Annotated in this window: 8 protein-coding genes; all 8 read left to right on the forward strand. The window is 60.2% G+C overall.

The features are described 5' to 3' along the window. Nucleotides 1-18 precede the first annotated feature (18 nt). The 8 genes from cutC (at nt 19) to OKB87_RS18125 (ending at nt 8,110) form a co-directional block, all read left to right on the forward strand. A complete protein-coding gene (gene cutC / locus OKB87_RS18090) occupies nt 19-3,405 on the forward strand; it encodes a choline trimethylamine-lyase (protein WP_270828206.1) in 3,387 nt (1,128 codons plus the stop codon). Nucleotides 3,406-3,518: 113 nt separating this feature from the next. Beyond that, complete coding sequence (gene cutD, locus OKB87_RS18095) at nt 3,519-4,466, forward strand: choline TMA-lyase-activating enzyme (RefSeq protein ID WP_045529475.1); 948 nt, start codon at nt 3,519-3,521, stop codon at nt 4,464-4,466. A gap of 12 nt (nt 4,467-4,478) precedes the next feature. Then, entirely contained in the window at nt 4,479-4,943 is a 465-nt protein-coding gene (locus OKB87_RS23695; protein WP_270828207.1) for a BMC domain-containing protein, read from the forward strand. Beyond that, a complete protein-coding gene (locus OKB87_RS18105) occupies nt 4,940-5,560 on the forward strand; it encodes a phosphate propanoyltransferase (RefSeq protein WP_270828208.1) in 621 nt (206 codons plus the stop codon). Before OKB87_RS23695 ends, OKB87_RS18105 begins: the two co-directional genes overlap by 4 nt. Before the next feature lie 11 nt (nt 5,561-5,571). Next, nucleotides 5,572-6,264 (forward strand): hypothetical protein, encoded by a 693-nt coding sequence (locus tag OKB87_RS18110; protein ID WP_270828209.1) that lies wholly within the window; start codon nt 5,572-5,574, stop codon nt 6,262-6,264. 19 nt (nt 6,265-6,283) lie between these two features. After that, complete coding sequence (locus OKB87_RS18115; protein ID WP_016350021.1) at nt 6,284-6,697, forward strand: DMT family transporter; 414 nt, start codon at nt 6,284-6,286, stop codon at nt 6,695-6,697. A gap of 17 nt (nt 6,698-6,714) precedes the next feature. Next, nucleotides 6,715-7,044, forward strand: coding sequence for a DMT family transporter (locus OKB87_RS18120; RefSeq protein WP_010634671.1), 330 nt, complete (start codon nt 6,715-6,717; stop codon nt 7,042-7,044). Between the two features lie 379 nt (nt 7,045-7,423). Next, the gene (locus tag OKB87_RS18125; RefSeq protein ID WP_270828210.1) at nt 7,424-8,110 is read left to right on the forward strand and encodes a tyrosine-type recombinase/integrase; all 687 of its coding nucleotides are present in this window, start codon (nt 7,424-7,426) and stop codon (nt 8,108-8,110) included. Nucleotides 8,111-8,171: the final 61 nt, after the last annotated feature.

The raw sequence follows: 8,171 nt of genomic DNA on the forward strand, positions 1-8,171 counted from the left end.
AACTGGAGAACCTACCTCATGGCACACTACAGCTTAACGCCGCGCGTCAACGTGCTGGCTGAACGTTTACTGGCGCACACCAGCACCCTGTGCAGCGAACACGCCACGATTTTGAGCGGGCTGGATGGCGACATCGCGGGCATTCCTGCCGCCGTCAAACCGGCACGCCGCTTTTACGAGCTGATGCGCCAGCTGCCGCTGACCATCAGTGCCGACGAGCTGATTGTCGGCAACCAGACCCGCACCCCGCACGGCGCCATTTTCCACGACGAAAGTGCCGGGCAGCGCCCGTCCACCTTCCAGTTCCTGAATCTGAACAGCGCCATCGACTCCCCCGACTACAAGCTGGTGGTGGAGAAGGGCGTGCTGGCCATCAAGCAGCAGCTGGAAGAGAAAACCCGCGCGCTGGGCAGCGCCGTCAGCCGCAGCGGCATGGACGAAGTCAACGGCTGCCGCGCCGCCATCCACGCCTGCGATGCCCTGATGGCACTGGCACAGAACCTGGCCAACAGCGCCGAAACCCTGGCCGCCGCCGAAACCAACCCGTTCCGCCAAGCCGAGCTGCGCGACAGCGCCGCCATTTTGCACCAGGTACCGGCCCATCCAGCGCGCAACTTCAAAGAGGCCTGCCAGTCGTTCTACCTGTTCCAGCTGGCGCTTCAACTCGACAACGGCAGCTATGCGGTCAACCCGGAAGGGGCCGACAAGGCGCTACTGCCCTACTTCCAGCGCGACATCGCCAACGGTGCGCTGACCGAACCACAGGCGTACGAGATCGTCGAGTGCCTGTGGTTCAAGCTGGCAGAGCTGAGCGAAGTGCGCGCCACCTGCGCCATCGACGGCTACCCCATGTTTGATGCCCTGCTGCACGGCGCCAGCCTGGAGCAGGCGAGCATCAACCCGCTCTCCGAGATGTTCCTCTGCGCCCAGCAAAACCTGAGCGCCCTCAAGCTGCCGGTTCGCCTCTTTCGTGGAGTGCAGCACGTCTCTGCCGCCCCGTTCGCCGCCTGTGCCGATACGCCGGTGATAGAGGGGCTGACACCGCGCCTGCAGCGCCTGCGCAACCACTATCTGACCGTGCGCCCCAGCGTCTCCATCTACCGGGCACTGGCCTTTACCGAGGTCGTCAAGGCCAACCCTGGCATGCCGACCATCTTGCTGCGGGCCAAGGCGTTTCGTCACGCCTGTGAAACCGCCCCCATCCTTATCCAGAACGACGAGCTGATCGTCGGCCACCCGTGCGGCAAGCCGCGCGCCGGCGCCTTCTCGCCGGACATTGCCTGGCGCTGGGTACGCGACGAGCTCGATACCATGAGCACCCGTCCGCAAGATCCCTTTGAAATCAGCGAAGCGGACAAGAAAACCATCCGCGAAGAGATAGTGCCGTTCTGGGAAGGTCGCTCGCTGGACGAGATTTGCGAAGCACAGTACCGGGAAGCCGGCGTCTGGGCCTTCAGCGGCGAGACCTTCGTCAGCGACCTCTCCTACCACCAGATCAACGGGGGCGGCGACACCTGTCCGGGCTACGACGTGCTGCTGTTCACCAAGGGGATGAACGGCATCAAGGCCGACGCCCAGGCCCATCTCGACCAGCTGAGCATGGAGAACCCGGACGACATCGATCGCATCTACTACTACAAGGCAGCGATCGAAACCTGCGAAGGGGTGATCAACTACGCCCGCCGCATCGCGGCCCATGCCCGTGAACTGGCGGCCAAAGAGCAGGATGCCCAGCGCCGCGCCGAGCTGCTGACCATCGCCGAGGTGAACGAGAACGTGCCGGCCAACCCGCCCAAGACCCTGCAAGAAGCGCTGCAGAGCATCTGGACGGTGGAGTCGCTGTTCGAGATCGAAGAGAACCAGACCGGCCTGTCACTCGGTCGGGTCGACCAGTACTGCTACCCCATGTTCGAAGCGGATATCCGCGAGGGTCGTCTGACCCACGAAAGTGCGCTCGAGCTGATGCAGGCCTTCATCATCAAGTGTGCCGAGCTGATGTGGATGTCGAGCGAGCTGGGGGCGAAATACTTCGCCGGCTACCAGCCCTTCATCAACCTGACCGTGGGCGGCCAGAAGCGCAGCGGTGGCGATGCCTGCAACGATCTGACCTACCTCATCATGGATGCCGTGCGGTTCGTGAAGGTCTACCAGCCGTCGCTGGCCTGCCGCATTCACAACCAGTCACCGCAGAAATACATGGAGAAGATCGTCGACGTCGTGAAGGCGGGGATGGGTTTCCCGGCCTGCCACTTCGACGACTCCCACATCAAGATGATGCTGCGCAAGGGCTTCGACTTTGAAGACGCCCGCGACTACTGCCTGATGGGCTGCGTCGAGCCGCAAAAGTCGGGGCGCATCTATCAGTGGACCTCCACCGGTTACACCCAGTGGCCCATCGCCATCGAGTTCGTGCTCAACCGGGGACGCATGGTGCTGTTCGATAGCCATCAGGGGCTGGATACCGGCGACCTGCGCGAGCTGCGCACCTTCGAGCAGTTCGATGCGGCGGTCAAACAGCAGATTGCCCACATCGTTCGCCTGTCGGCCATCGGCACCGTGATCAGCCAGCGCGTGCACCGCGACGTGGCGCCGAAACCGCTGATGTCACTGCTGGTGGAAGGCTGCATGGAGAAGGGCAAGGACGTCGCCGCAGGTGGCGCCGTGGTCAACCACGGTCCGGGCCTCATCTTCTCGGGGCTGGCGACCTATGTCGACTCCATGGCGGCGATCCGCAAGCTGGTGTTCGAGGAGCAAAGATACACACTCGAACAAATTCGCGATGCCCTGCTGGCCAACTTCGAAGGGTTTGAAGCGCTGCGCCGCGACTGCCTCAATGCGCCCAAGTACGGCAACGACGACAACTACGTCGACCAGTACGCGCTGGATATCACCGAGTGGACCGAGCGAGAGTGCCGCAAGTACAAGATGCTCTACTCCACCCTGAGCCACGGCACCCTCTCCATCTCCAACAACACCCCCATCGGCGAGCTGACCAACGCCACGCCGAACGGGCGCCTGGCCTGGATGCCGCTCTCCGACGGCATCAGCCCGACCCAGGGGGCGGACAAGCAGGGGCCGACGGCCATCATCAAGTCCGTCAGCAAGATGAACGTGGAGACCATGAACATCGGCATGGTGCATAACTTCAAGTTCCTCAAGGGGCTGCTGGATACCCAGGAGGGACGCCATGGCCTCATCACCCTGCTGCGCACCGCCTCCATCCTCGGCAATGGCCAGATGCAGTTCAGCTATGTCGACAACGAGGTGCTGAAAAAGGCGCAGCAGGAGCCGGAGAAGTACCGCGACCTCATCGTGCGCGTCGCCGGCTACAGCGCCTATTTTGTCGAGCTGTGCAAAGAGGTGCAGGACGAGATCATCAGCCGCACCGTGATTGAGAAGTTCTGATCGATGCGTTGATAACCCGTCTTTCTTAATCGCAAAAATAACCGGAAGTACTCCGCAATGGCAGGTCGCAAATAATGCGACTGCGGCCTGCCACATCCGGAGAGGAGGCAAGCGTGATCGCAAATAATGAATTAACCGGCCGCATATTCAATATCCAGAAATATTCGATATATGACGGCGATGGCATTCGCACGCTGGTTTTTTTCAAGGGCTGCAACCTTCGCTGTCCCTGGTGCGCCAACCCTGAAGGGCTCAGCAGCCAATTTCAGGTGATGTTTTCACACGACAAATGCATCAACTGCGGTGACTGCGTGAATGTCTGTCCGGCCGGAGTCCATTACCGGGCCGAAGAGAACGGCAGCATGAAACACTTCGTCGATCGCAATAAGGATTGCATTGGCTGCCGCAAATGCGAAGAGGTCTGCACCCAGCATGCGCTGGACATCATGGGCAAGGATGTCACCGTCAGCGAGCTGATGGAGATCATCATGCAGGACTATGACTTTTACATCTCCTCCGGCGGTGGCGTCACCATCGGCGGCGGCGAGATGAGCCTGCAGACCGACTTTGCCGTCGCGCTGTTTAGCGAATGCAAGAAAATGATGATCAATACCGCCATCGAGACCCAGGGCACCACCTCGCTGGCCAATTACCAGCAGCTGGCGCCCGTCACCGATACCTTTTTGTTCGATATCAAGCAAATCAACAGCGAACAGCATAAGGCGATGCTGGGTATCGGCAATGAAGGTATTCGCCGCAATCTGGAATGGCTGGTTGATTACGGCGCCAAGGTGATTGTGCGCATGCCGCTCATCCGTGGATATAACGATTCATGGGATGCCATTACCGGCGCCATCGAATATGTACAGAAATTGGCAAAGCGGGGAAATATCCTGCGGATCGACATGCTGCCGTACCACCAGCTGGGCCGCAAGAAATATGAGCGGCTGGATATGCCCTACCCGATTGTGCAAGACCCCTCTTACACGCCGGACGAATTGGATCGGCTGGAGGCCTTCTTTGCACAATTTGATTTCGATATTCGCTTGGTCCGCCATTAACAGGAGTCGACGATGAAAAGTTTGGGCGTAATTGAAACGCGAGGATGGGTCGCCGCCATTCAGGCGGTGGACGCCGCCTGCAAAGCGGCAGGCGTCAGCTGCATCGGCTATCGCAAGGTGGGTTCAGGGCTGGTGAGTGTCTGCTTCGAGGGGGAGATCAGCGCCATCCACACCGCCATCGAGCGTGGCGTCGCGGTGGCCGCCACCATCGACCAGCAGGTCCATTCCCTGGTGATTGCCCGTCCGGAGCCAAGCGCGGTAGCGGCGCTCGGCAACCTCAAGGGCTACCCGCCGCGCGCACCGGCCAGCACCAAGAAGGAGATGACTACCGCAACAAGCGCTGTGCCGGCCCTGTCACCGGAAAGCAGTGCCGATACCGAACCGGCCACTCCACCGGCCACTCCACCGGCCAGCCAGCCTGCCACGGATCAGGCGGAAGACCGACAGGGCGCGGCAAGAAAAGGGAAGAAAGCATGATCGATCCCCAGCTGCATCAAAAGATCGCTGCCCGTCTGAGCCTGGTCAGCCCGGCGATCCCGGTCGGCATCTCGAATCGCCACGTCCACCTGGCACAACAGGATGTGGAGGCCCTGTTCGGCAAGGGCTACACCCTGACGCCGCTCAAACCGCTGCGCCAGCCGGGTCAGTTTGCCGCCGAAGAGTGCGTCACCGTGGTCGGCCCCAAGGGCTCGCTCACCCGGGTACGGGTACTCGGCCCGACCCGGCCGGTTTCACAGCTGGAGATCTCCCGCGCCGACTGTTTCACCCTCGGCATCAAGGCGCCGGTCCGTGAGTCAGGCCAGCTGGAAAATACCGGCAGCGCCCTGCTCATCGGCCCCGCCGGCCACGTGGAGTTGCGCTCCCAGGTGATCTGCGCCTGGCGCCATATCCACCTCTCGCCACACGACGCCCGCCAGCTGAACGTGACCCACGGCCAGAAGGTGAGGGTGCGCAGCGACGGCGAGCGCCAGTTGACCTTCGATGAGGTGGTGGTGCGGGTACGCGACGATTTCGTGCTGGAATTTCACATCGATACCGAAGAGGCCAACGCCGCCGGACTGAAAAACGGCGCGCAAGTCAGGCTGCTCGGCTAACGGAGATCCCCATGACCGACGAACAGATCGAACGCCTGGTCGAACAGATACTCAGGCGCCTGCAGCCACCACTGCTGGTGATGGTGACCGCGGCCCAGGGCTATCGGCAGGCCATTCGAAACCGTCTGGCCCGCTGTGGGCAGCCCCTGCAGCTTGCGCTGGCAGCAGAGATCGAGGATGGCGCGCTGTGGCAACCGCTGGGGGAGACAGTGCCGGCCAACGTCTGGCAACAGGCCCTGCCGCCCGCTCCCTATCGCGCGCTGGTGCTGCCCTTTCTCGACTACCCGCTGGCGATGGATCTGCTGAGCGGCTCGCTGCAAAGCCCCGTCGCCAGGCGGCTGCACGATGCCCTGCTGAGCGGCTTGCCGGTGCTGGCGCTGCGCTATCACTGCGATCCCGCCAGCGAACTGAATCAGCTGCTGGGGGCGCAACCGAGCACGCCATACGCCGGGCATATGCAGGCGGCGCTCAACCGTCTGGGCGAGATCGGTGTGGTGCTGTGCACCATGAATGAACTGCTGGAGAAGCTGACTCCGACGAACGACGCGGCCCCGGTGCCCGCGGGCACGGCGCGCCGTTATCTCACGGTCAGCGATGTTGAGAAGGATCCGGCGCTGGCACAGACGGCCGAGGCCCAACTGACCGATGCCGCCATCGATTTTTTGAAAAACAGAAGAAAAGAAAAACAACCTTACCTTAAATAACAAACCCGGAGTTTAACTTATGTCTTCAAAAACAAAATGTTGGCTATGGATGCTGCTGGTGATCGTGTCCGAAACCTCGGCCACCTCCACCCTCAAGATGTTTGGCAGCAGTGAAGGAACCACCAAGATGCTGCTGCTCGGTCTGCTCGTGCTGCTCTATTGCACCTGCTACTACTCCCTCTCCCGCGCGGTAAAAGACATTCCCGTTGGGCTTGCCTACGCCACCTGGTCCGGCACCGGCATCCTGGTGGTCTCCACGCTGGGGATGGCGTTTTACGGCCAGCACCCGGACACCGCCGCCATGATCGGCATGGCCGTCATCGCCAGCGGCATCGTCATCATGAACCTGTTCTCCAAGATGGGCAGCGAAGAGGGCAGCGACGCCTCCGCCGAGCCGCTCACTCCCCCCATGAACAACAACATCGCCAACTGACGCAAAAGGAATGACCCATGTTTAATTTCGGATTTTTATGGCTGGCGCTCTCTATCGGCTCTGAGATCACCGGCACCTCGATGATCAAGAAGACCAACGGTTTCAGCAGACTGGGACCATCCATTCTGGTCGTCTGCGCCTACAGCCTGTGCTACTTCGCCCTCACCCGTGCCATGAGCACCATTCCGGTCGGGGTGGCCTATTCGCTCTGGTGCGGCTTCGGCATCGTCGGGGTCACCATCTGCTCGATGCTCCTCTACAAGCAAAAACCGGATCTGCCCGCCATCCTGGCGATGGCGCTGATCATCTCGGGCGGGGTGATCATGAACGTCTTCTCCAGCATGTAACGCCGTGACAAGACCCTGGCAGTGGCGCTCTGCCCCTGCCACCGGCGCGCCGGCATGCCGGCCCTGACGCGCCCTGCCGGTAACAAGCCGGCAAGCGTGCAAATAGAGAAAGGCCCAAGCTGGCTGGCAGCTTGGGCCTTGAAGATGGCGGAGAGACAGTCCGCCAATATCGACTCCGAGCCATTCCTCATCACTCCATAAAAACCCTATATATTGCTGATAGATACAAGACAACCATTCCGAACTATTCCTGTGGCTACCTCCCGAATCCGGCGCTAAAGTATGGGCCAAAGTATAGGCTGGCGAGTTATGAATTCAGTATGGGCTGTAACCCAGCGCAATCGCCTAACCCATTGAACCAACAGGAGTGTGGGCAAAAATGGGGAAACTAACTGCTAGAACAGTCGAGAGGCTATGTAAGGCTGGGCTGCCCGGTATGACTAATGACGGGAACAGTCTTTACCTCAAGATCGGCAAAGGAGGTGGAGCATCTTGGATTTATCGCTATCGCCAGGCAGGCAAACTTCGGGATATGGGGCTCGGGGCATACCCTGGAGTCAATCTAGCAGAAGCTAGGACCCTTGCCTTCGAGGCTAGACGTATTACCCAACAAGGCGGCGATCCAATCAGTGAGAAGCGTGCCATAGCTAAAGCGGCTGAGGATGAGGTAAGGAGAGCGATCACCTTCCGCGAACTGGGAGATTTGTACATTCAGGCACACCGGGCTGGATGGAAAAGCGTCAAGCATGCCCAGCAATGGGGCAATACCCTAGAGCACTACGCATATCCACTGATTGGAAAACTACAGCCCAGTGAGATTACTACTGAGCACATCCTTAAAGTCTTGCAACCGATATGGCAGACCAAGACTGAAACAGCGTCACGAGTCCGTAATCGCGTTGAATTGATTTGGGATTCAGCAAAAGCCCGGGGAGTTGTGTCTGGCGAGAATCCTGCCAGATGGAAAGGGCATCTGGACGCACTTCTGCCCAAGCGTTCCAAAGTGAGGAAGGTAAAGCACCATTCAGCCATGCCTTTCTGGCAAGTCGCTAGATTGGCCCCTTGAAGATCCAGACACTTCGCCCCTCTTAACTTAAGAGGTAGTCTTGGAGCTATGTTCAGTACTA

Source organism: Aeromonas sp. Y318-1, assembly GCF_027706125.1.
Classification (GTDB): Bacteria; Pseudomonadota; Gammaproteobacteria; order Enterobacterales; family Aeromonadaceae; genus Aeromonas; species Aeromonas hydrophila.